A 24,727-nucleotide genomic window follows, 5' to 3' on the forward strand; every position below is an offset into this window, starting at 1 on the left:
CTTGAGTTCTGGCGCTATATCTTTAATTTAAAAGCCTACTTTATTATATATTAAATATAAAAATTTGGTCAACAAAAATATTATTGTTTATAGAAATTTTATTATGTAAAAGTATACTTTTATTTAGCTTGTTACGTCGATAACTTAATATATATTGCAAAAGTGAACTCTCCCCCACTTTAGAAGTTGGTATAATCTCTTTGATTTTTTATATTACGCCTTTAAGGATAAAAAAGACATGGATATACCCATGTCTCCAATACTAATAGTAAGATTTACATATTCGCTTTTTTTCCAATAAGTTCTGCAAGACTGTGAGCCATTTCATCTATCTCACTTTGTACTTCTCCTTCAAGCATTACCCTAACTAATGGTTCCGTACCTGATGGTCTTATTAGTACTCTTCCACAGCCATTTAACTTTTCTTCTATTTTTTTTATTTCTTCTACTATTTCTTCATCCTCTAGATATATATTCTTCTTATCATTTGGTATCTTGGCATTTACTAACACCTGTGGAAGCTCTTTCATCATAGAAGCTAATTCTGATAAAGTTTTTCCGCTGTTTTTAACTATAGATGATAAATGAAGCCCCGTAACTAATCCATCACCTGTAGTATTATAATCAAGGAAAATAATATGGCCTGATTGTTCTCCTCCAATTTTATACCCTTCCTTAACCATTTCTTCTAATACATATCTATCGCCAACTTTTGTTTTTACTGTTTTTATATTTTCTTTATTAAGAGCTATATCTAATCCTAAGTTACTCATTACAGTTACTACTACTGTATCTTTATCTAACTTACCTTGCTCTTTTAATTGTTTACCACAGATAGTAATGATAAAGTCTCCATTAATTAGGTTTCCTTTTTCATCAACTGCAAGACACCTATCTGCGTCTCCATCAAAAGCAAGTCCTAAGTCACATTGTTTTTTAACTACATAATCCATCAATTCTTCTGGGTGTGTTGATCCACAGTTTTTGTTAATATTTATTCCATCTGGATCATTATTAATAACATACACTTCAGCACCTAATTCTTTAAAAGCTTTAACTGCTGTTATGTAGGATGCTCCATTTGCACAATCTAATGCTACTTTTAAACCTTTTAAATCCCCACCAATTGTAGATTTTGCGAACTCTACATAATCTCCTATTGCTTCACCAGCTTCTTCAATTTTTCTTCCTATTTCCGCTCCGATTGGAAGCGTAAATCCTTCAAAATTACTTTCTATTATCGCTTGAATTCTATCCTCTAATTCATCCGATAATTTATATCCTTGTCCATCAAAAAATTTTATTCCGTTATATTCAACAGGATTATGAGATGCAGATATAACAACTCCTGCATCACAACCATACTTTCTTGTTAAATATGCAACTCCTGGAGTTGGTATAACCCCTACGCATATAGCTTGTGCTCCTACAGAAAGTATTCCTGAAACTAATGCACTCTCCAGCATATCTCCTGAAATTCTTGTATCCATACCAACCAATATCTTAGGCTTGTGAGATCCTTCTGTTAAAACGTAAGACCCTGCTCTTCCTAATTTATACGCTAACTCTGCTGTTAGTTCTTTATTTGCAATTCCTCTTACTCCATCAGTTCCAAACATTCTATGCATACTTAATACCTCTCTTTTTGTAGAATAAACTCTATATAAAGTTAATGTCAGTATATACAAATCATTTATACGAAGTTATTCGTAATTTAATCACAGTTTATAAAGCATATAGATACCCACAGCTTAAATTTAACTTATACTTGAGTATAAGTTAAATTTCGGGCATAGTTATCTATATAGCTTTCTAATTAATACCACATTATATTATTATATTATAATTTATGCATTGTAACAACAGGTATCAATGTTATGCAAAAGTTAAAATTGTAACTTTTTATATTTTATTAGAATTATCCATAACCGCTGAAGTCTTATTTTGCAAAATAATGTAAATAGTTCTTTATACACATACTTTTCAACTCTGATAGCTTATCTATTGCTGCAAAATTAATTTTTCACCAGCAAATCCTGGATTTACTGTCATAGCAAGAATCATGTCCACTTCTGTAATTATATTCTCTATTTCGGATGCAGGTGTTAAAGGTGAACGTGCAATGGATATATTTAATCATTTAACAGTTTATAAAACTTTTCTATGTTATTTTCCATATCTCCATTTTGAAAAATTGATGAGCCAATAACAATATCTGTAGCACCTAAATTCACTACATCTTTAAAATTTTCAAAATCTATTCCACCATCTACTTGAATGTCAAAATCATATCTACATAACTGCTTAACTTGTTTAGCATCATTAATCTTTTCCTTCATGTATGGTATAAATTTTTGCCCACCGAATCCAGGTTCTACAGTCATAATAAGAACTTTGTTTAACAATTCATATACATACTTTAAATTACTGATATTAGTTGCTGGATTTAATGCTACTCCTGCTTTTATTCCAAAACTTTTAATTAAACATATAGTTTTATATAGATGACTACAAGCTTCTTCATGTACTGTGATGCAATTTGCTCCAAAATCGATCAAGGTATCTATATATTTATCTGGATCATTTACCATAAGATGAACATCAATGTTCATATTTGTAATCTTCCTTAATGCCTTGATCTGTTATATACCAAAAGCTATATTAGGAACAAAATTACCATCCATAACATCAATGTGAATTGATGTTATGAACTTTTTCTCTAGTATACGTATATCATGTTCTAAATTACAAAAATCTGCAGATAACAATGAAGGTGTTATAATTATCCCCATGGTTTACACTCCCTTTAAACAAATCATAATTATATTTTTTATTTACGCTATTCCCATCTCACTCCAGTTAACTATTTGTTGAACTATTTCCTTTTACTAAGTTTATTCCAACGAATCCTATGCCTATTGTAATACCAGATTTAAAAGCTTTTTTAAATCCTTGACCAAAAATTATCCCGATTATAGTAATAGCTAAAGGTAACATAACGGTTGGACCCATATTGAGAATATATTGGACAATTCCTGATAATGACATTATTTAACTCCCCCTTAAAATCTTTATTTTTAAGTTTTAGTAGTATTAAATGTAAAATAACTAGCATTATGAGCAATAAATAATAAAAAGGCGCCTATTTATAATAACAAGTAGCTTTTAAATTTATATATTATTTTTAGGTTATCTATACTTTGTATTAGTCTTGAAGATTGTTAATTATTTCTTTGTCTAATTTTTCTGCTCCTATACCTGTTATATATCCCATAGCTCTAATTGCTGGTATACTATATTGTTTTGGTAATATTGTAGTAGATACAATCAAATCTGCTTCACTTTCTTTTGATGCAACCTCTCCTATTTTACATTGAATAACTTGTGCATTAAGTTTATTATCTTTTATTAGTTTTTCAACTCTCTCACATACTACCGTTGAAGTAGCTATACCTGCTCCACATGCAACTAAAACAACTTTTTTTCTATTCATAATATTTCCCCCATTCAAATTAAATTTTTTATATTTTTAGTGTTAACAACTATAAATGCTTTACCTCCTCATTTTCAAATAACATATACAAAAATTTTTAGACTAAGTTTTATTTTTTGTTAGTTTTCTCATCATAGTTAAATAAAGTCTTATTATTAAGAAAACATTTTCATTTGAGCTTGGAGCAAATGTAAGTTTATTTTGTCCTATAATACTTTATAGCATTTTTCATGCCAAAACTTTGGCTTAATTTGTTTTTTCACTAATATATAATTCTACAGAGCTCTGTTTCAATAGAAATACTTTATTATAATTTATAACATCTACAGATTTTTTCTTCAATCGAAGTAATATATATTGATGGTATATTTTATTCTGAGTCTTTGGTCTAATTTATTCTATAAAATATGCCTAATATTTTTATACCCTCTAGTTTTATGATAATTTAATATATTACTAGCATAAAGGCTACTTTCTACGATATTTATTTTCAATTTCATCTAACTGATCTAATCTATTTTGATGTCGTCCACCTTGAAATTTAGCATTTAACCATTCATCTATTATTAGCAAAGCCAATCCTCCACCTGTTACTCTAGCTCCTAAACAAACTACATTTGTATTATTATGCTCTTTTGTTGCCTTTGCACTAAATACATCTCCTACAACTGCAGCTCTAATTCCTGGCACTTTATTAGCAACGATAGAAACTCCAATTCCTGTTCCACAACAAATAATTCCATAGTTACTTTCACCATTAGCTACACTTTCAGCAACCTTTAAAGAAAATTTTGGGTAGTCTACTGACTCCTTTGAATGTGTTCCATAATCGTTATATTTAATACCCTTTTCTTCTAGATGCTTCTTTATTTCTTCCTTTAATTCATACCCACCGTGGTCACAACCTAAAGCTATCATAGTTAAATCACCTCTTAAATTATTTAAAATTCGTTACATCTAATTTGTCATACCTATATAAAAATACTGTTAGCTTATCCATAATGCTCTTAGCTCCATTACAGGAATCAGATTCTATATTTAATGCTAAAATAGGTTCATGTAAAGACAGTCTTAGTAAAAACCACCCATTTCCGCTAGACTTATTGCAAGCTACCCTAACACCTTCATAATTATTAGCTACCAAATCCCAACCTTCAGTTTCTTCAACATAGTTTTCTAATTCTTTTATTATATTAGTACCATATTCTTTAAAGTTATCATTTTTAATTGTAATCCTGAACTCTAAACTTTCATAAGGTATTTTTAGATTTTCTATTAAACTCTCGATTTTTTTTCCTTCTAAGCTTAACCTTGCCATTTTCACTAATATCTTTGATATCAAATATGCACCATCATCTAAGAAATAATTTTCCTTTAATGCAGCATGCCCTGATGTTTCTATAGCTAAATGACATGATTTCCCTTGGTTATTAATTTTTATTGCTTCGTTTATTACATTTTTGTACCCTCTTTTAAATCTATGGTGTGTTCCCCCTAGATTACTAATAAATTCAGCTAATCCAGTTGAAGTTACTGAATCTGTCACTATTATTGACTTTGGGTGTTCTTCTAAAATTATTGAAGAAACTAAAGCTATAAGAGCATTTTTATTTATTTCTCTACCATTTGAATCTACAATAGCAGCTCTATCTACATCTGCATCAAAAATTATGCCTAGATCTGCATTATTCTTTAGTACAGCTTCTCTAATTGAGTTCATAGCTTCCTTAGCTTCTGGATTAGGTATATGATTAGGAAATCTACCATCTGGCTCCATAAATTGACTTCCAGAAATATCTGCACCTAAAGTCTTTAGTACTTTATCTGCAAAAAAACCACCTGCTCCATTCCCAGCATCAATAACAATTTTAAAACCAGATAAAGGTTTACAATAATCTTTTTTTGATGAAACACCTTTTCTAATCATGTTAACTAATACTTTAGAGTACTCTTCAATAAAATCAATAGTAACTACTTTCCCTTTACCAGAAAAACTACATCTTTTTGAAACTGCTATATCAATTATGCTTTTAATGTCTTCTTTTTCGCATCCACCTTGTTTAGTAAAAAACTTTAATCCATTATAATAATAAGGAAGATGGCTAGCAGTTATCATTATGGCTCCATCACAACAAAACTCTTCTAACACTGTAGTCATAAACATTGCTGGAGTTGTACTCATTCCACAATCATATACGGTACATTCTAGACTGCTTAATTCTTGTATAATACAAGACTTTAATTCGGGTCCAGATAACCTTGAATCCATTCCAATAGCTATTTTTAATTCCTTAGCCTTTATATTGCTTTTGCCTTCTAACCATTTTAAAAAGCCATAAGCTATAAGCTTTGCAGAATCTGGAGTTAAGTTTACTTGCTTTTCATCATAACTAATTGCAATTCCCCTTACATCTGTTCTATTTTGTAACTTATGCAGTTCTTTTAGCATTGATATCACCCCATTTAATCAAGCTTGTTTATTTATAGGCGCTTAGTGTTTAGAATGACTTAGCTGTTTCTGCTATCTTTTCAGGAGTTAACTCATAATATTTAAGTAAATCCTTTGGTTTTCCAGATTGTCCGAAAGTATCATTTATTCCTACCATTTTTACTACTGCTGGATGACTTTTACATATAACTTCACAAACTGCTGAACCCAGTCCTCCAATAACACTATGCTCTTCTGCTGTAACTATTTTTCCTATTTCTTTAGCTAATTTAGCAATTAGTTCACTATCTATCGGTTTTATTGTTGGTATATTTACTACAGCTGCGCTTATGCCATCTTTCTCTAACTCCTTTGCTGCCTCTAATGCCATAGATACCATAATTCCAGTTGCAATTATAGCTACATCTTTTCCTTCTTTTAGTATTTCACCTTTTCCTATCTCAAATTTATAACTTTCATCATGTAGTGTAGGTACTGCCATTCTACCTAATCTTATATAAACTGGACCTTTATACTCTGCTGCTGCTATTACTGCTGCTCTTGTTTCAATATCATCACTTGGATTTAAAACTACCATGTTAGGTATTCCTCTCATTAGTGATATGTCTTCTATAGGTTGATGAGTTGCACCATCTTCCCCTACAGTTATTCCAGCATGACTCGCAGCTATTTTCACATTTAATTTTGGATAAGCTACTGAATTTCTTATTTGTTCATAAGCTCTTCCTGCTGCAAACATTGCAAACGTACTAGCAAATGGTATTTTACCGCATGTGGCTAAGCCAGCCGCTGTACCTATCATATCTGCTTCTGCTATCCCCATATTAAAAAACCTTTCAGGATTTTTCTTTTGGAAATCTGCACTTTTAGTTGACTTTGATAGATCTGCATCAAGTGCTACTATATTTTTATTTTCAATACCTAATTCTGCTAATATTTGTCCGTAAGCTTCTCTAGTTGCTTTACTCATTATTTTTCCCCTCCTTTTAATTCTTCAATAGCAGCTTGTGTTTGCTCATCGTTAGGAGCAACTCCATGCCATCCTGCTTCATTTTCCATAAATGAAACTCCCTTTCCTTTTACTGTTTTTGCTATTATAACTGTAGGTTTACCTTTTACTGTTTTTGCTATATCTATGGCTCTACTTAAATCTTCTAAATCATGTCCATTGGCACATATTACATTCCATCCAAAAGCAGCAAACTTATCTGTTATTGGGTTAACATTCATTACATCTTCATTACGTCCATCTATTTGCAATCCATTGTTATCTACAAAAGCTAATACATTATCTAATTTATAATGAGCTGCTGACATAGCTGCTTCCCATACTTGTCCTTCTTGTAACTCTCCATCACCTAAAACAACATAAACTTTATAATCTTTATTATCTAACTTACCTGCCAGCGCTATTCCATTTGCAGCTGATAATCCTTGACCTAATGAGCCTGTAGTCATATCAACTCCTGGTGTTGATTTTACATCTGGATGTCCTTGTAATATAGAATGAACCTGTCTAAGAGTTTTTAAATAAATTTTATCAAAGTACTCTTTTTCAGCTAATACTGCATAAAGAGCTGGTGCTGCATGTCCTTTTGATAGCACTAATCTGTCTCTGTCTTCCCATTTTGGATCCTCTACTTTTATTTTCATCTTATCAAAGTATAGTAAAGTTAATATATCCGCTATTGATAATGATCCTCCTGGATGTCCTGATCCTGATGCTGCAAGCATTTCTATAATGTCAATTCTAACTTTTTTAGCTACTTCTTTTATTTCTGATGTATTCATAGTTTTTCCCTCCTATTATTTTATTTAAGGCTTTAATACCACTTTTATTTCTTCACCACTCATGACCTTGTTAAATGCTTCTTCCCATTGTTCTAAACTATAAACCTTACTTACAAGATCTTTAGCATTAACTTTTCCAGTATTTAGAAGATGTAAGGCTAAATCCCAAGAAGTTGGTTTTTGACTTCTACTTCCTACATAAATCAGTTCTTTTTGAATTACTTTTTCTTCATCTAATTCATTAAGAGATTTTGCAAATATACCTACTTGAACTAAAGTTCCTTTTTTTCTTAACAGGTTGAGACCAGAGTTAGTTGCATGTATTGATCCTGAACAATCAAATACTTTATCTACACCATATCCCTTTGTCAACTCTTTTATAGTTTCTTCTATATTTTCTTCTTGGATATCTATAGTTCTATCTACTCCAAGTTTTTTTGCAAGTTCCATTCTCTCTCTATCTTTACTTATTCCTGCTAAAACAGTGTATGCTCCCTTAGCCTTGGCTACTTGAGCTAGTAGAAGACCTATAGGACCTGGTCCAAAAATTAACACATATTCGCCTATCTCTATATTTGTTTTTTCTATAACTGGATGAGTGCAACATGCTAAAGGTTCTGTTAATGCCGCTGAAAGTAGATCAACATTTTCAGGTAAAATATGAACACTTTCCTTCCTAGCTACAACATATTCAGCAAAACTTCCGTTTACCTGAGTACCAAGTCCTTTTCTGCTGGAACATAAATTATAGTCTCCTGTTTTGCAATAATCACATTCACCACATATATGAAAGGTGGTTTCACTAGTTACTCTATCTCCTACTTTAATTCCTTTTACATTGTCACCTATTTCTGTTACTATTCCTGAAAATTCGTGACCTAATACAACTGGAGGTTTTATATTGTTATACTCTCCTTTGAAAGAATGAATATCTGATCCACATATTCCTGAGTATTCAACCTTGATCTTAACTTGATCTTCATTTATAGTAGGGTCCTCCATATCAACTAGCTGCATGTTTCCATAACCTTTTTCTTTTTTAACTAAGGCCTTCATTATTTATCACTCCTTATAAATTTTGAATTCTATTATTCTTTTACTTCAATTTTCAGTTATTTTAAATTTAACTATAATACTCATATTTCTCAGTTATCACGAAGATATATTTATTATCATGTTAGTACACTATCATAGTTTTTCTTTGTTTTGTTTTCTAACATTTAGTTATTTCTTGAATAACTAAATGTTCATCCGTTGCCTGTAGTATATTTTCTAAAAATCCATTGTTTTGTATTAATCCAACTAGTTTTTGAAGCATCTCAATATGACTGTGTGCTTCCCCCATAGCTAGCATAAATACTACTCTTACATCTAGTGATTTATCCTGGTCCTCCATACATTGAAATGTAACCGGTTCTTTTAATGTTGCTACTGCAATACATGAGTTTAGAACATGTTCAGCATCTGTATGTGGAATAGCTACGTTGTATTTATTTAGCAACAATCCTGTTGGAAAAACTTCTTCTCTTTTTACTAGACCATCATAAAAACTTTCTCTTACATTTCCATTATCATAAAGCTTATCATGTAGAACTTTAAAAACATCTTCTTTACTGCTAGCCTCTAAGTTTGTTATAACAACACCGTTTTTAATAAAATCTATAAGTTCCATAACCTCACCTCCTCATTAATATCTATAAGCATTTCTTGTGCCAAACTCCTGGCTTAATTTGTTTTATTTAAAATAATAGTTGATGTTTATATATACTTAATCCTATAAATTGCCCTATTTATGCCATGATAAAGCTATGATAGCCTATGTAAAACCAATGAAAATATAATTATAACTTTAGTGTTATTCTAAAAAAATTATTTTAACTATGTATATATTAAAGCCTAATAGTATATAAAAGTTGGAGTTGATATTTCACTTCTATTTATTTAATATACTAGTTGGAATATTGAGTTCATTATTTGAAACATAGTTTTGTTATCAATTATAAACTTGGTATAAATTGTGCTAAATAAAAAACAGCATTTCACTAATTAAGTTTTGTGAAATGCTGTTAAACTTCTTTCTTTTTAAATTTTTACATTAACTATGTTATATAGTTTGTACTACTTGAAAGAATATTTAATATTTCTCTTCTATTACTTGATTTCCTTAAAAGTTTTCTTACCTCTTCATTAGATAACATCTTAAATAGCTGAAGTAAATTATTTTTTCCATCTTCCTTAATTGCAATTAATATCACAATAGAGGTCTTTTGTCCGCCTTCCCATTCAATAGGTTCTTGTAATTTTGCAATTGCTATTGCTGATTTATTTACATGCTGTGGAAATCCATGTGGTATAGCTATTTCATTGTGGAAAAGTGTCGTTCCTAGCGTTTCCCTTTTATATACACTTAGCATGAATTCTTCATCTACAATTTCTTTACTTCTTAGCACATTAACTAATATATCTATTACTTCATTTTTTGATGCTGCTTTCAAATTACATAGAATTAAATCTTCGTTAATAATCTCTTGTAATCCATTTGAACTCTTTTCATTAACTCCTAATATACTTTTTATACTATTTATTCCAGAACCTTCAATAACTTCTTCAAAAGATATAAATGGAATATTATCTATGTTGATGTTTACTGTTCCAACTACAGCTACAATATTATTTTGTTCACTCAATTTATAGATTTCATCTGTAATATGCTCTACATTTATTATTCCTAACGGAATTATGTTAACTTCATTTCGTACTTCTGGAACTAAATCCTCAATATATCTTTTTATATTTAAGGCAGTACCTTCTCCTGTTATACAAACAGTTACTATGGTTTTAGGCAGCTTTTTAATATACTTTGTACCTTGCATTTTTCCTACATAGTTTTTGTTGTCAGATACTGCATTAATTATTTCATCTAAAGTATTTTCTTCAATACAAGCTCTTCTTACTACTTCTAGCGCTAAAACCGTATCAACTCTACCTATAGTTTTTGTTAAAATTCCTGTTCTTTTAGTTATAATTTCTCCAAATGTAATTAGTGAACCCATATCTATCAGTATAATGCAACCTTTTCCTTCATTAGTCTTCTCAACTAATTCTAAAGTCCTTTCAAGAGCTTTTTCAGGACTCTCATCTAATGCCATCTCTATACCTACTGCGTTATCAACACCTAAAAGTTTATTTGCTACTTCAGCAATTCCGCAAGCAACATGGCCATGTGTAAGTATAATCACTCTAACTCTTCCCGTACTACTATAATTTTCTTTACGAAAGGCACCTAGGTACATTGCTATAAAACCGATTTCATCCTTAGGTATTGCAATTTGTAAATCTGCACTTAATTGATTTGCTATAAGTTCTGCAACTTCATACTCAGTTTTACGCTCTCTTATTATCTTTCCTAATTGAGGATTGTTTATTATTCTTCCACTTTTTATTCTATAATAAGCTTCATTTAAATGAATTGCTAAAGAATAAAAAAGATTTTCTTGAATATTTCCTAGATGTTCTTTTGCAATAACTATTGACTTTTCCACGGTTTCTATAACAGCCTGATCAACTACTCCTTCTAATTCTGTTCTAGACATATAGCTATTTACTTTAAAACTTCTAGCAAATTTTTTTAATTCTATTTCTACTTGTTCTCCAACAATCTCATTTATTTCATCTTTCTTCAAACCTTCTCTTTCAAGCTCAATAAATTTTTTTTCAATAAACTGATATATCTTATTAGGCAGCATATATCTATCTTTTTTATAGAGTATTTTATTAAGATCATCTGGATTTACAACTAAGTCATGACCTATATACTCTTCTATTTCTGGACCTCTTTTTTTAATTTTAAGCAATTCATTTTTCACATGATTGGGTAAGTCAAAAACGTTTACTATAACATTTTTATTCTTATTATACATAGTGTTTAAAAAGCTTCTAGCACAAGCAACTTGAATATCACTTCTAAGTTGACCTATATTACCTGTACAATTATAAAGCATTAAACTTTTAATCACTTCTGACTTTACAACAATATTTCTATTAATCCTTGACGATTCTTTTGAAAAAAATTCTCTGATTATTTCATATCTTTCCGAAAGAGGCCTTTCCTCTAATGATGGTAACTCAATCAACATTGGTATTCTTCTTCTAAAAGTTATCAATAAACTAGATTCTGGAGCTTCGGTAGTGGCTCCTATTAACATTACGTTTACAGTTCTTGTATTCTGAGTCTCTCCAAGTCTTCTAAACTTTCCTCTATCAATTAATGAAAATAGTATTTCTTGTCCTTCTGGCGGTAATCTGTGTATTTCATCTAAAAAAAGTATTCCCTTATCTGCCTTTTCAACTAGCCCCTCCTTGTTAACCTCTGCACCAGTATACGCTCCTTTTACATAACCAAATAACTGTGCTAGCAAGAGATTTGCATTTTCTGCATAATCTGCACAATTAAATACAACAAAAGGTGCATCTTTAGCTTTCACTCCTGACTCTACAGCAAATTTATACATACATTCTGCTAGCTCACTCTTTCCTACCCCGGTTTCACCATAAATTAAAGTGTGCAATCCATTAGGAGGATATAAAATTGCTGCCTTAGCCTGTTCCATTTTAGGTCTTAAGCTTCCTTTTGATCCAATTAGCGTATCAAAAGATTCATGCTCTACCACATCCTCTTTATTGCTTACTTCAACTTCTTCTAAACTTTCTTCTTGAAAACTATCATTATTAAAGTTATCTAATCTTGTATCCTTTAAAAATCTTGATACAATGTTTCTCGATACCTTAAATCCTCTATTATTTAATTCTTCAGCTAAATTTCTTTCTGAAATTCTAGAATTATTTTCTAATATTTTTATAATTTCATCTTGCAATAAACTTTTTCTTCTCTCTCTAGAATCACCTATATTTAGAGACTTTCTTAAACTAATCACCTCACCTCTAGTTATATTTAACATTTTAGAAATTTCTTCATCAGTATAAGGATTTTTTTTGTCTTCTTTTTCGATTATTCTTTTTATTTTTTCCATAAACCTCACCTATTTATTGTGTTAGCAATTATTATACCACAAAACGGCATATTTTGTTCTAGTCTATGCTATAACTTAATATTATACACTAAATATTCCACTATTAATAATGATTATGTTGTTATCCTTCCTCTCTTAAAACACTTTATTCCAACTTATATTTGTTATCTTATCTACATGAATACCAAATGGATTATACAATAGATGAAACTGCACACATCGTAAAATATCTGTTGGTTTATAAAAAAGTTTGATCAAAAGATATGTATAAGCCTTTTATATGCTTATATAAAGAACTAAATTTTATATTGAAAACCACTAGCTATGCAGGTGTGTTCAGAAGAGCTTTAGCGATGAGTATGTAGAAAAAGACCACCTTTTGTTAAAATAGAAGTTTGTTTCGCCGACCAAATCTAATAACAAAAAGAGGTCATCAAAAAAGTAATAAATAGTCAAAAATTCACTTGCTATTTATGTATAAATTCACTAACTAATTGAGCTACATATGTACTTTTAGCAACTGGCAGCATATGCCTAACATTGGGAATCATAATTAATTCTGAATCTTTAATTCCTGAATGCATTTTATGCGAATATTCTGGTAACGTCAAGATATCATCACTGCCTGCCATAATAAGTGTTGGAACATTAATATTACTCATAACATTTTCTAAATCAAGCCTTATATCTATATCAAAATCTTTGATAATTACTTTTGATGGCTCAAAAGTTAAAAAATCCATCAATACATCTAAATTAGAGTAAGAACCAAGGCATTTAATAAGATAAAGCCAATTTACTTTTCGATTTTTAACCATATTATGAATTTTCTGATCTAATTTATCAAATTTAGCACCAGAACTTATAATAACATTTTTTTTAACTGTAGGTATAGACTTAGCTGCAACTCCTAAACATATAGTACCTCCTAAGGAGTGTCCTATTATTGTAACATTATCTAAAGTAGCTACAAATTCTGCAACTGCATCAACATAATCCTCTACCTTAGTGCAATTTCTATTATCTGATTTACCATGATCAGGTAGATCTATTAGATAGCAGTTAAAATCCTTTAATTTTTTAGCTAGTGGTCTTAAAAATTTATGGTTACAACCTGAACCATGAACAAATACTAGATTTTCTTTACTTGATGAATTTTCAATAAGCTCATAATTAATACCATTAATTTTGTTATACAATATATAGTTCCCCCAATACCCTTAAGTTTTATTTTTTAATAATTTTACATTTATATTAATATTTATACAAAATACCACAACAAGTTGTGCCAGCCCCTACAGACCAAAAAATCACATTATCCCCTATGTTAAGCTCATTATTCTCAACTGCTTTTGCATAAGCTAAAATTGGACTAGTGGTACCTGTATATCCAAATTCATTACCAACAAATACAAATTTTTCCATATCTTCTCCCAATTCATTGCATATCTGTTCCATACTTGCTTTAGCAAATTGTGAAACAAAATATTTTTTTATATCTTTTTTAGTAAGGCTATTTCTAAAAAGCAATTCTTCTATAGTAATTTTAGCACTAAAAAATGCACCATCAACATCAAAAGGCGTCCACTTAACTAATTTATCTTTTATTTCCAGTTCATTGTTGTGAATAGTAGAAGATAAACCTTTAGCAGGTAAAACAATTTTATCATGATTACTTGAATTTGTATAAAAATCTGAATCTATGAATCCCCTATCAGTATTTGATATATTTTCCAATATAATCGCACAAGCAGAATCACCAAAATTTGAATAAGGTATAGCTTCATCAAATCTTGAATATCTATTAAACTGGTCAGAACCAGCAATAAGTGCATACTTTATATTTAAGTTATTTCTCATAATTCTGCTAACTTGCTCTAAAGCAACAAGCATACCCACGCAACTAGCATTTATATCATATACTGCTGCTTTTTGACCAGCTCTTATTGAATCGTGAATCTTTATAGCATTACTAGGAGTAATGTATTCAGGTGTTCCCGAAGAAAAAGCTATTAAATTTAATTGAGATGGTTTAATTTTAGTTTTTTCTAAAACTTTGTTAACAGCATTAATACTCATAGTAAGTACTGTTTCATCAGTATCATTTGAAATATATCTACTCTCTCTTCCTGTAACTTTGAGTAAACCACTGATATCTTGACCTTGTTTTTGAAAATGTTCTAGAAAGTAGCTATTGTCTACGCTATTTTCAGGATGATAATAAGACACACCTTTAATAATTGCATTATGAAGTCTCATTTTTGTATACCTCCATCACTTAAAAAATTTAGATTATTAAATATAAAAGTTCTTTAGTTTCATATATTGAAGAATAGCATAATTATATTTTTTTTAGTTTGTTTTATGTTTTAAACTTCTTTTATGTTTTCATTTAATATTTTTGACAAATTACCAATTATATCTTGAACTTCATCCATGGATTTAACAATATTTTCAACTGAAGCTGCTTGTTCTTCTGTAGAAGCACTAACTTCTTCCGTAGATGATGCAGCTTGTTCAGAAATAGATGCTAACTTCTCCATGGATTCTAATAGGTTATCTTTTAACTCCTTTATATTCTTCAGTTCACTATTTAATACATTTATTATATTAATTACATCTTCCGAAGATAGTACAATATTTTTGAAGGAATTTACTGTAATATTTAATTTTTCATTCGATTCTTTTACAATGTTTTTATTATATTTCATAGTATTTTGTGTTTTTTCAATTATATTTATTATCTCAACTAAAATATTGTCTACCTTATGAGTTGAATCTGAGGATTGTTCAGCAAGTTTTCTTATTTCATCTGCTACCACTGCAAAACCACGTCCAGACTCTCCTGCTCTTGCAGCTTCTATAGCAGCATTTAATGCAAGTAAATTAGTCTGTTCTGCAATTCCATTAATTGTCTCTATTATGCTGCCTATTGAATTGGATTTTTCTGATAACTTATTTATTTCTTTAAATACATCTTCTGTAGCTTTTGTATTTTCACCAAATTTATTTGAAAGCTCTTCAATTGATGTCATTCCTAAATCATCATTTTGTTTTAAGTTATTCATACTTTCAACTGTTTTGTTAACTTTATTTTCTGCACTTATAATCTTTTCAGCTAATTCATTAAATATATCTAAGCTTCCTGTTGCTTCCTCTGTTTGAATGATTGAACCAGCAGCAATTTCCTGTGAAGATCTTGCAATTTGATGTGAGATTTCACTAAATTGATCTAATGATTTATAAATATTACCAGATGTACTTTTTAGTGTATTAAATACTTGTCTTACATTTTCCATTATTTTTTCTTGGTAATTAAATAACTGAGATGTTTCTTTTTCTTTTAATTCAACATTTTCAAATAATTTATAAGTTCTACTTGCTATGATAGTAGCTATCGTAGCTGCTAACATGAATTCAAACATAATAAATATCCATATTGGTATATCATCCATTAGTAAAAATTGTTTTGTGTATATTATTGCAAATACTAAATTAAAGGCTATCGTTATAACTGCATTTGCAATTACAACAGTTTTATCATAGTAAGCAATAGATAATATTAGTACAACAAAATAAGCTTGGGTCATTGCACTATAAAGTCCATCACCTGCGTATGCTATAGTTATTGCTCCTGCTATAGGCATAAATGATACATAAAAATATTTTGCATATTCTTTAAGTATTTTTTCGAATATCTTTACAAGCACACCACCTATTGCCATTAAGAAGACTATGGCATCTCTTGAGTTTCCACCTTCAAAAAATCTTACCCAAATAAATCCTAAAAGGGGTATTATAATATTTGCCCAAAACATAACAAAGTTCATTTGTTTTTCTTCACCTTTTAATACATCTAATTTCATAATAATCCTCCTTATATTTAATGTATCTAATGTATCTAATATATCCATATATAAAATTTATGTGAATTTTATATATACGTAGAATATAGTTACCATCCTTATTTTCATATTACATTTTATAGTATTCTACAAAATATTTTGAAATTCCTCTATAAATTGCATTATTATTTTGTTAACTTATATTAATTAATGTTAACATTTTATGTGTTTAATTTACAATTTCCCTTAATTTCCTTTGTTTTCCCCCCTATTAAAAGTATATTGGTTCGAATATTTTTCAATTATATCTGCAACATACCTTCTATTTTTTAATAATATTAAAATAGGTAAAACCTCCAGTGTTATAATAGTTGTCGTAGGAAGTAAAAAAATAAACGCTAAAAAATTACATTTTATGTACATATTAAAACATATACATAAAATGTAATTTTTAAATACTTGCTAGAATGCTTAATATAATGGTTTGTAATCTTTCATTATACTCTCAGCCGTTTTCAACCCATCTACAGCTGCTGATACTATACCACCAGCAAAGCCTGCTCCTTCACCAGCAGGATATAAGCCCTCTACACTAATACTTTGAAGCTTTTCATTTCTAGTTATTCTAACTGGAGCAGATGTTCTTGTCTCTATTCCAGTTAGAACGGTATCCTTTGCTGCAAATCCTTTTATTTTGTTATCAAAATTAATTAAGCCTTCTTTTATGGATTCAGTAATATAACTAGGCAAACACTGTCTTAAGTCTCTAAATTCATAACCCGGTGTATAACTTGGTTTTATGTTACCCAATTTAGAAGATACTCTGTCTTCTAGGAAATCACCAACTAATTGAATTGGTGCCTTATACCCTTCTCCTCCTAGCAAATACGCTAGCCTCTCGTAATGCCTTTGGAATTCCATACCTTTAAGTGGTGAGTTTCCTTCAAAATCTCCTTCTCCTACAGTTACTACTATAGCAGCATTAGCGTTATCTTTATCTCTGCTAAAATAGCTCATACCATTGGTTACAACTCTACCTTCTTCTGAAGCTGCCGCTACAACTTCCCCTCCTGGACACATACAGAAACTATATACAGCCCTTCCAGTGCTTTTGGTTGTATGTGTAAGCCTATAATCTGCTGCCTTAAGTCTTGGGTGCTCTGCATATTTTCCATATTGATTAAAATTAATCATCTTCTGAGAATGTTCAGCTCTTACACCTATAGCAAAAGCTTTAGGTTCCATAAATATATCTCTTTTGTATAACATCTCGTAGGTATCTCTTGAACTGTGCCCTATTGCTAGTATTAATGCTTCACAAGGGATTTCTTCTCCATTTACTATAATTCCTTTTAGCCTTTTATCCTTAACTACTATATCCTCCAGTCTAGAATTAAATCTTATCTCTCCTCCAAGCTCTATTATCTTTTCTCTTATATTTTTTACTACTTCTTTTAGTATGTCTGTTCCTACATGAGGCTTCCCGCTATACACAATTTCCTCAGGTGCTCCACTTTTTACAAGCTCATCTAGTACATAATCACATCTAATATCTTTTATTCTGGTTGTAAGTTTCCCATCAGAAAAGGTTCCAGCTCCACCTTCCCCAAATTGTACATTGGATTCAACATTTAGCTCTCCTGTATTCCAGAATTTATTTATTGTATTAGTTCTATCCTCAACTTTTTCTCCTCTTTCAACAATAAGTGGCTTATATCCTCGCTGAGCCATTAAAAGGCCTGCAAACATACCTGCAGGACCCATACCAATTATTACTGGTCTGAACTCCATCTTCTTAGTTCCAAATTTAAATTCCTCTTTAAGCTTTTCTTCTTCCAATCTTACATCTTTATCTTTTACTTTCTGAATAAGCTTTAATTCATTTTCGCATTCTATTTCCACCGTATAGTTATACTTTATACTATCTTTTTTCCTTGCATCTACAGATTCTTTTAATATCTTAAACTTTTTTATATTTTCTACTGGTAACCTTAGTTTTTTACCAACCTTTCTTTTTAAGTCTTCTACATTTTCTTCTATATCTATTACAACATTACTTATTCTAATTGACATTTTTATCCTCCAATAACTTTTTTGCTTATAGTTACTTTAATATTTGTAGGATCTTGTGCAACCTTTGTTACCCCGTCAGGAAGGTTAACAGTTACATTTACAGTATGATCACCTTCGTTTAACGATGATAAATCAACAAAACAAGTTATATCTTCTTGTTTAAGATTATTTATAACCTCTTCTGTTCCAGCAACAGTTATGTTAACTTTACTATTACTTAGACTTACATTATAGTTATCCCCAAGATTCTTTGTCTGTATATCTAGATTAAATTGTTTTTGAGTACCTTTATCAAAATTAATTTTAACTTTAATTATACTGTTATTATTTACAAGAATTACACCTTTAGGAACTATAATTTTAGACTCTACTGTATCTTTATCTACTAGCTTATTTAAATCTATAGGCTCTGTATCTAAACTTGCTATACCAGATATTACATCATCATCTCCAGCAATATCCACATATGCTATAGTAGGAACTATAGCTTTTATTTTTCCACCATTATTTAGAGTTCCCTTTGTTTTTACATTAATTGGCACGCTTTTCGTCTTTTTAATAGGTATTATCACCTCTACAGAATTTGGAACTATATTCACACCCTTTATGATATTCCCAGACTTATCCTCCGCATTAGGAATTAGCATACCGTTTATATCCTTAGACAATCCTGTTATGTCACATTTTACTATAACATCATTTACTGCAGATACTATATCTGCTGGTCCATTTACTTGAACTTCTGTAGTCTTTATAACTGGCTGAAGAGCAAAAAAACCTTGCTTAATCTTTCCATCTAAAGTTACCTTTACTGGAACCACCTTTTGTTTTAAATCTTCCAAAATTATGCTGACCCATAAGTTATCCGTATTTACAATTCTTATATTATTGGGACTCTTTTTAATTTCTACTGGTATTTTATTTTCACCTTTTCTAACTACATAAGCATTTAAATCTGATTGCAGTTGAAAATCTTCTGCTTTTATAGAGTATATATCTAAAGCGTTTCCTCTTATAGTAATACTTACATTTAATGCCTCAATACCTACTGGAACTAGTTTAGCTTGAGTCAGTACATCCTTATTTATAACCTGAACTGGTACAGTTATTTTCCGCTCTCTTATTGGATTCTCCACATTAAAGATATACAGCCATAAAACGAAGGAAGCTATTACACAACAAATTTTGATAATTAATTGTCGGTTTTTAGCCTTTTCTTCCACTCCATCACCCGCTCTCTAAAGGTTAGCTTTTTATGTTGTCTTCTTTTAATTATTCTAATTAAAATATCTTTTAGTCTATCCTTATTATAATTTCTTGTTAAAACTCCATTCACTGCAAGGGATACAATACCTGTTTCTTCTGACACAACTATTATTAATGCATCAGAATTTTCTGAGATACCTATAGCAGCTCTGTGTCTAGTACCAAGCTTTTTATTTAATTCTGTGTTATTAGTCAGAGGTAAAAAACAGCCTGCAGATATTATCCTATCATTTCTTATTACTGCAGCTCCATCATGTAGTGGAGTATTTACTACAAATATATTTTCTAACAATTCTGTGGAAACTAAAGCATCTAGTTTTGTGCCTGTGTTGATTATATCTCCAAGTCCAGTTAACTGTTCTACTATTATTAAAGCACCAGTTCTACTTTTTGATAGATTTTCAATAGAACTGACAATTTCAGTTACCACTCTTTCCATAGTTTCCTCATCTTCTAATATATGTTTATCACTAAATGCACTTCTTCCTAAATGTTCTAATACTCTACGAATTTCCGGTTGAAATATTATAATGAAAGACAGTACACCTATTGTTATCGTTTTTGTTAATATCCAATTAAGCATAGTTAAATTTAAAAAACTACTTACAGGAATAAGTAAAATAATAAGTATTATTCCCTTTAAAAGCTGTTCAGCTCTTGTTTCCTTTATCAACATGTAACTTTTGTAAAAAATATAAGATACCGCTAGTATATCCATTACAGAAGATATACTAATATTTTTTATAGAGTTAACTACTATGTCCAGTATTTCCACCCACTTCACCACCCTGAAAAATAATATCTATTTACAATTATACACTATTTAATATTGTTTATATCAAATGAAAATTTGATTTTATAAATTATTAAAAAATTTTTTATGTTTTGTATTATTTTTTCTTTAACGGGTATAATACCATTAGCCTAAGTTTTATTAAACGCGGGGAAACCAAGATTTTGGGGTGAATCGTTTTATACGTAGGTTATGCCTTTACCGAACCCGTCAGCTAACCCCGTAGGTAAAAGGAGAGGATTATATTGAAAAAAATTATTTTCTTTATAGGTTTTTTATTTACATTTTTATTTTTTTCTACAAATAAGGTAAATGCAAAAGACCCTAATACTGTTGACTCAACCTTGTTCAATCAACAAGACCAAATAGTTCAAGTTTTCAACTATTCTGGTCAGAAAATCTATGTTACTCAGGATGATATTCATTTAATGGCTAAAGTAGTTTATGCTGAAAGTAACTGTGAACCTTTTGAAGGTAAAGTAGCAGTAGCTTCAGTAATTCTAAATCGAGTGAGATATCCTGAGTTTCCTAAAACAATAGAAGGCGTAATAAAACAAAAAGGTGCTTTTTCATGTATAAGAAACGGTAACATAAACGTAACTGCTGATGAGAGTAGCTATAAAGCCGTATTTGAAGCTTTGAAAGGAGAAGACCCTACAGAAAAGGCAGTTTTCTTTTATAACCCAAGGATAGCAACATCTCAATGGATGAAAAACATAAATAAGAAAAATATTAAAACCATTGGAAATCATGTATTCTTTGTAGTTAACTAGACATATCCTTTCTTTAGCTAATATATAGCTAAGCACATATATAAATAACCCTATACACTAAAATTGGTGTATAGGGTTATTTATATTAATTCCAAAAGGTTTCAAATCAAAAATTTTACTTATTCATAGGGATATGTTACCAGTTGTGAAGGCACATTTAAATACTTTTTTAATGAGTCTTAGCTCAGATTTGAGAAAAAAACTTAGAACCTAGATATGTTTCAGCGAAGCGAGTTTATCTAGGTTCTTAGCTTTTTCTCAAATCTGAACTTTAGACTCATAAAAAGTATTTATAGTGCCGAATAACTGGTAACATATCCCGGGGGCATACGTAAAGTTTTGGGTTTATAACCGCTACATTATTCCAAAGAGTTTAAATACAGTACTGCATTTAGTGCTGCGGTTTGCCCTTGCCCTGCCGCTTTTAAATACTGATATGGCTTACTCACACAGTCCCCAGCTGCAAAACATCCCCGAATATTTGTATTCATATTTAAATCTACCTGGATATGTTCATCCTCCATTAATAGTCCTGGCACAAGTTGGCTTGGTGCTACACTATCCTTCAATACAAATATTCCATCTGTAATAATTTCACCATTTTTTAAAATTAATTTTTTAACCCTATCTTCTCCGTGTATTTCTGCTGGTTTATCCTTAACTATTTGTATACTAGTTCTTAAGTCATAAGTTCCATTATACATGGGTATATAATAAAGTTTATCAGTTAGCTCGCTTACATAGTTTGCTTCTTCTTCTGCTTCTTTATTATAACCTATAATTGTTACTATTTTTCCTCTATACAGTGGAGCATCACAAGTAGCACAGTATCCTACGCCTTTTCCTAGAAACTCTTCTTCACCTTTAATAGGTTTTGTGTACTCCATTCCTGTTGCTATAATAACTGCTTTTGCTTCATACATTTTATCGTTTACTGCTAGTGCAAAATATTCTCCCATGGCGTATACATTATTTACTCTTTCATAAGTAATGCTTATATTCATAGAATTTATGTGTTTTTCAAATTGTGCTTTCAGCTCATTACCAGTAACATCGTAAAAACCTAAATAATTATTTACTTTAGGTGCCTTTACAAGCTTGTTGCTTAGGTCTTTATATCCAAATATAATTATATTTTTATTTCTTATTTTTGCATTAATGGCAGCTGCTAATCCCGCTGGACCACTGCCAATTATAGCTATGTCATACCTGTTATTCAAAAATTTTCACACCTCTCATCAATTCTTGTAAATTTTATCCGATGACTACCCGCTCTAATACTCCCATCTTCTCCAAAGTGGGAGTAAAGAGCAACTACGTCCCTGTATTCATTCAACTAAGAATCAGGTGGGGTCAAAACCCCATCTGATTCAAGTTTCACTTTATTTAACTTTACATATATATAAAATGGCAAACTAATACAATACTAATTTGCCATCCTATCTCAATACATTTAGATATGTTTTTCTATCAAGCTCTTAATAGCCTCTTTTGGTCTAAACCCAACTAATGTCTCAGCTACTTTTCCATTTTTAAATACTATAATAGTAGGTATGCTTGACACTTTATACTGTGTTGAAGCTACAGGGTTCTCATCAACATTCAATTTGTAGAAATCTGCTTTGCCTTTAAGTTCATTTGATAGTTCTTCAAATATAGGAGCTAACATTTTACATGGTCCACACCAGGTAGCCCAAAAGTCAACAACTACAGGAGTTGATGAAGCATTAATTATTTCATGAAAACTTGTATCTTTTATTTCTTTCATAATTACTTTTACCTCCAAATATAATTATATGCAACACTATTAATTTTATATAATTTTAATTTATACTATATTATTCTAACAGTCAATTTTTTCATTAATATTATTATAATTTACAAAGAAAGTATATGTATTTAAGCTTTTAATTATTTATAATGCTTTTTACTACTGAATTATTATAAATAGAGTACGGATATAGCTGCACTAGCTTTTCGCCATATACTTTAGCTTTAGATTTATCTGTATTTTTATAAATCGTCACCAAATTATATAATACTTGCTCAGCATAACCACCACTAGGGAAAGCATTAATATACTCAGTATAATATCTTGCAGCGTTTTCCCTGTCTCCTGACAAATCATATGAGGTTCCAAACATATATACTATATGAGAACATAAATAACTCTGACTACCTATACTATATGCTCTCCCGAGATAATCCTTAGCATTTGAATAATTTGCATTATTAAGATAAATGCATCCATTATTATAAAAATAGTTAACGCCTTCATTTTGCAATACTTCATATGCTGTAGACAAAACTACTTTGTCATTGTCAGGTACTTCTTTATCTTTCCAACTCATATATAAATCATATATACCTTCATAGTTTCTACTTTGTACATATTTTTTTAGTGCTTCTGAATTAAAGTTTTGTTTTTCTGTTTTATTTGTTTCTGTTTTGTTATTTTTTTCATTATTATTAGTTGTCTTAACATCAGTTTTACTATTAGCTTTAGTTGCTTCTATATTTTGAGCTTGCTTGTTACTTTTACTAGCTTTAGATATACTTTTACTAATATTATACTTAATACTAGCATATGTATCTCTTATTTTTTTCCTATATATAAAAGTAGTCATAATTAATATAGCAATACAAGCCATGAGCATACAGCTATATGCAATGATCTTAAAATCTATATTTTTTTTGATAACACCGTATTTCTCTAAGGTTCTTCTATTTTCTTTTGCAGTGTCGTTTGTCTTATCTAGTTTTAATACATTTTCTATATGTTTTAATGCCTTATCATATTCCCCTATACTAATATAGCAGGAAGTAATATAATTATTAGTATTTATATAATTATAATCACTTTCCTCACATACTTTTAATAACCTTAATGCTTCATTTATTTTTAATCCCTCTACAAGCTGCACAGCTTGACTATAAATTTTTAATCTTTCTTTATCTTGCTTAGTATCATTTAAGTATTTTTCTGATACGCTATCTTTGTTAATTTGATAGTTCATTTTCCAAAGTTTTTGTGCACCATCTAAATCACCTTTGAGGTAATATAGCAATCCTTTAAGATTAATAGCTGCCGCATTGGTCATATCTATAGAAATACTTTTTTCACATAGCTGTATTGCATCATCTATATATCCATTATTATATTTATCTAAAGCCTTAATGTATATCTTTTTAGATTTATCCATAAATTAAGCTC

20 protein-coding genes, 2 pseudogenes and 1 riboswitch are annotated in these 24,727 nt (G+C 30.0%); of the genes and pseudogenes, 1 reads left to right on the forward strand and 21 read right to left on the reverse strand.

All coding sequences use genetic code 11. From position 1 onward, the window contains the following. Nucleotides 1-275 precede the first annotated feature (275 nt). The 18 genes and pseudogenes from glmM to cdaA all read right to left on the reverse strand — a co-directional run bounded on the left by glmM (nt 276) and on the right by cdaA (nt 20,722). Entirely contained in the window at nt 276-1,628 is a 1,353-nt protein-coding gene (gene glmM / locus HGI79_RS04555; RefSeq protein ID WP_185649481.1) for a phosphoglucosamine mutase, read from the reverse strand. Nucleotides 1,629-2,001: 373 nt separating this feature from the next. After that, nucleotides 2,002-2,130 (reverse strand): hypothetical protein, encoded by a 129-nt coding sequence (locus tag HGI79_RS23155; RefSeq protein WP_185649543.1) that lies wholly within the window; start codon nt 2,128-2,130, stop codon nt 2,002-2,004. 2 nt (nt 2,131-2,132) lie between these two features. Continuing rightward, nucleotides 2,133-2,792 (reverse strand): annotated as a pseudogene (gene rpe, locus HGI79_RS04565) (ribulose-phosphate 3-epimerase). 88 nt (nt 2,793-2,880) lie between these two features. Further along, nucleotides 2,881-3,048, reverse strand: a pseudogene (locus tag HGI79_RS04570) (PTS transporter subunit IIC); the annotation flags it as partial. A 157-nt stretch (nt 3,049-3,205) separates the two neighbouring features. Continuing rightward, nucleotides 3,206-3,493 (reverse strand): PTS sugar transporter subunit IIB, encoded by a 288-nt coding sequence (locus HGI79_RS04575; RefSeq protein ID WP_185649482.1) that lies wholly within the window; start codon nt 3,491-3,493, stop codon nt 3,206-3,208. A gap of 468 nt (nt 3,494-3,961) precedes the next feature. After that, nucleotides 3,962-4,411, reverse strand: a complete 450-nt coding sequence (gene rpiB / locus HGI79_RS04580) for a ribose 5-phosphate isomerase B (RefSeq protein ID WP_185649483.1) — start codon at nt 4,409-4,411, stop codon at nt 3,962-3,964. Nucleotides 4,412-4,430: 19 nt separating this feature from the next. Further along, complete coding sequence (locus HGI79_RS04585; protein ID WP_185649484.1) at nt 4,431-5,942, reverse strand: phosphomannomutase/phosphoglucomutase; 1,512 nt, start codon at nt 5,940-5,942, stop codon at nt 4,431-4,433. Nucleotides 5,943-5,991: 49 nt separating this feature from the next. Then, entirely contained in the window at nt 5,992-6,912 is a 921-nt protein-coding gene (locus HGI79_RS04590; protein WP_185649485.1) for a transketolase family protein, read from the reverse strand. Continuing rightward, nucleotides 6,912-7,733, reverse strand: coding sequence for a transketolase (locus HGI79_RS04595; protein WP_185649486.1), 822 nt, complete (start codon nt 7,731-7,733; stop codon nt 6,912-6,914). Before HGI79_RS04595 ends, HGI79_RS04590 begins: the two co-directional genes overlap by 1 nt. A gap of 24 nt (nt 7,734-7,757) precedes the next feature. Next, entirely contained in the window at nt 7,758-8,789 is a 1,032-nt protein-coding gene (locus HGI79_RS04600) for a zinc-binding dehydrogenase (RefSeq protein ID WP_185649487.1), read from the reverse strand. Between the two features lie 157 nt (nt 8,790-8,946). Beyond that, entirely contained in the window at nt 8,947-9,405 is a 459-nt protein-coding gene (locus HGI79_RS04605) for a PTS sugar transporter subunit IIA (protein WP_185649488.1), read from the reverse strand. 427 nt (nt 9,406-9,832) lie between these two features. Then, nucleotides 9,833-12,763 (reverse strand): sigma 54-interacting transcriptional regulator, encoded by a 2,931-nt coding sequence (locus tag HGI79_RS04610; protein WP_185649489.1) that lies wholly within the window; start codon nt 12,761-12,763, stop codon nt 9,833-9,835. A gap of 467 nt (nt 12,764-13,230) precedes the next feature. Then, nucleotides 13,231-13,962 (reverse strand): alpha/beta fold hydrolase, encoded by a 732-nt coding sequence (locus HGI79_RS04615; RefSeq protein ID WP_185649490.1) that lies wholly within the window; start codon nt 13,960-13,962, stop codon nt 13,231-13,233. Between the two features lie 55 nt (nt 13,963-14,017). Continuing rightward, on the reverse strand, nt 14,018-15,022 hold the full coding sequence (locus tag HGI79_RS04620; protein WP_185649491.1) for a ketoacyl-ACP synthase III: 1,005 nt from the start codon (nt 15,020-15,022) through the stop codon (nt 14,018-14,020). A gap of 110 nt (nt 15,023-15,132) precedes the next feature. Next, the gene (locus HGI79_RS04625; RefSeq protein ID WP_185649492.1) at nt 15,133-16,629 is read right to left on the reverse strand and encodes a methyl-accepting chemotaxis protein; all 1,497 of its coding nucleotides are present in this window, start codon (nt 16,627-16,629) and stop codon (nt 15,133-15,135) included. Between the two features lie 450 nt (nt 16,630-17,079). Beyond that, nucleotides 17,080-18,681 (reverse strand): NAD(P)/FAD-dependent oxidoreductase, encoded by a 1,602-nt coding sequence (locus tag HGI79_RS04630; protein ID WP_185649493.1) that lies wholly within the window; start codon nt 18,679-18,681, stop codon nt 17,080-17,082. A gap of 2 nt (nt 18,682-18,683) precedes the next feature. Continuing rightward, a complete protein-coding gene (locus HGI79_RS04635) occupies nt 18,684-19,817 on the reverse strand; it encodes a CdaR family protein (protein WP_313885179.1) in 1,134 nt (377 codons plus the stop codon). A gap of 56 nt (nt 19,818-19,873) precedes the next feature. Then, a complete protein-coding gene (gene cdaA / locus HGI79_RS04640) occupies nt 19,874-20,722 on the reverse strand; it encodes a diadenylate cyclase CdaA (protein ID WP_185649495.1) in 849 nt (282 codons plus the stop codon). 136 nt (nt 20,723-20,858) lie between these two features. Then, nucleotides 20,859-20,983: riboswitch (cyclic di-AMP (ydaO/yuaA leader) on the forward strand. Nucleotides 20,984-20,985: 2 nt separating this feature from the next. Here cdaA and HGI79_RS04645 point away from each other — a divergent pair. After that, a complete protein-coding gene (locus HGI79_RS04645; RefSeq protein ID WP_207725705.1) occupies nt 20,986-21,513 on the forward strand; it encodes a cell wall hydrolase in 528 nt (175 codons plus the stop codon). 359 nt (nt 21,514-21,872) lie between these two features. Here the strand turns inward: HGI79_RS04645 and HGI79_RS04650 are convergent, their stop codons facing one another. From HGI79_RS04650 to HGI79_RS04660, 3 genes are all read right to left on the reverse strand, one after another. Then, nucleotides 21,873-22,733, reverse strand: a complete 861-nt coding sequence (locus tag HGI79_RS04650) for an NAD(P)/FAD-dependent oxidoreductase (RefSeq protein WP_185649496.1) — start codon at nt 22,731-22,733, stop codon at nt 21,873-21,875. A gap of 233 nt (nt 22,734-22,966) precedes the next feature. Further along, entirely contained in the window at nt 22,967-23,284 is a 318-nt protein-coding gene (gene trxA, locus HGI79_RS04655; RefSeq protein ID WP_185649545.1) for a thioredoxin, read from the reverse strand. A 136-nt stretch (nt 23,285-23,420) separates the two neighbouring features. Then, nucleotides 23,421-24,716: a hypothetical protein gene (locus tag HGI79_RS04660; protein ID WP_185649497.1), complete on the reverse strand. Its 1,296-nt coding sequence runs from the start codon at nt 24,714-24,716 to the stop codon at nt 23,421-23,423. Nucleotides 24,717-24,727 lie beyond the last annotated feature (11 nt).

This window comes from Clostridium sp. DJ247 (genome assembly GCF_014231265.1).

Coding starts and splice junctions, on each gene's coding strand:
- glmM (WP_185649481.1), bottom strand. CDS start 1,628: ATGCATAGAATGTTTGGAACTGATGGAGTAAGAGGAATTGCAAATAAA.
- HGI79_RS04575 (WP_185649482.1), bottom strand. CDS start 3,493: ATGAATAGAAAAAAAGTTGTTTTAGTTGCATGTGGAGCAGGTATAGCT.
- rpiB (WP_185649483.1), bottom strand. CDS start 4,411: ATGATAGCTTTAGGTTGTGACCACGGTGGGTATGAATTAAAGGAAGAA.
- HGI79_RS04585 (WP_185649484.1), bottom strand. CDS start 5,942: ATGCTAAAAGAACTGCATAAGTTACAAAATAGAACAGATGTAAGGGGA.
- HGI79_RS04590 (WP_185649485.1), bottom strand. CDS start 6,912: ATGAGTAAAGCAACTAGAGAAGCTTACGGACAAATATTAGCAGAATTA.
- HGI79_RS04595 (WP_185649486.1), bottom strand. CDS start 7,733: ATGAATACATCAGAAATAAAAGAAGTAGCTAAAAAAGTTAGAATTGAC.
- HGI79_RS04600 (WP_185649487.1), bottom strand. CDS start 8,789: ATGAAGGCCTTAGTTAAAAAAGAAAAAGGTTATGGAAACATGCAGCTA.
- HGI79_RS04605 (WP_185649488.1), bottom strand. CDS start 9,405: ATGGAACTTATAGATTTTATTAAAAACGGTGTTGTTATAACAAACTTA.
- HGI79_RS04610 (WP_185649489.1), bottom strand. CDS start 12,763: ATGGAAAAAATAAAAAGAATAATCGAAAAAGAAGACAAAAAAAATCCT.
- HGI79_RS04620 (WP_185649491.1), bottom strand. CDS start 15,022: ATGAGACTTCATAATGCAATTATTAAAGGTGTGTCTTATTATCATCCT.
- HGI79_RS04625 (WP_185649492.1), bottom strand. CDS start 16,629: ATGAAATTAGATGTATTAAAAGGTGAAGAAAAACAAATGAACTTTGTT.
- HGI79_RS04630 (WP_185649493.1), bottom strand. CDS start 18,681: ATGTCAATTAGAATAAGTAATGTTGTAATAGATATAGAAGAAAATGTA.
- HGI79_RS04660 (WP_185649497.1), bottom strand. CDS start 24,716: ATGGATAAATCTAAAAAGATATACATTAAGGCTTTAGATAAATATAAT.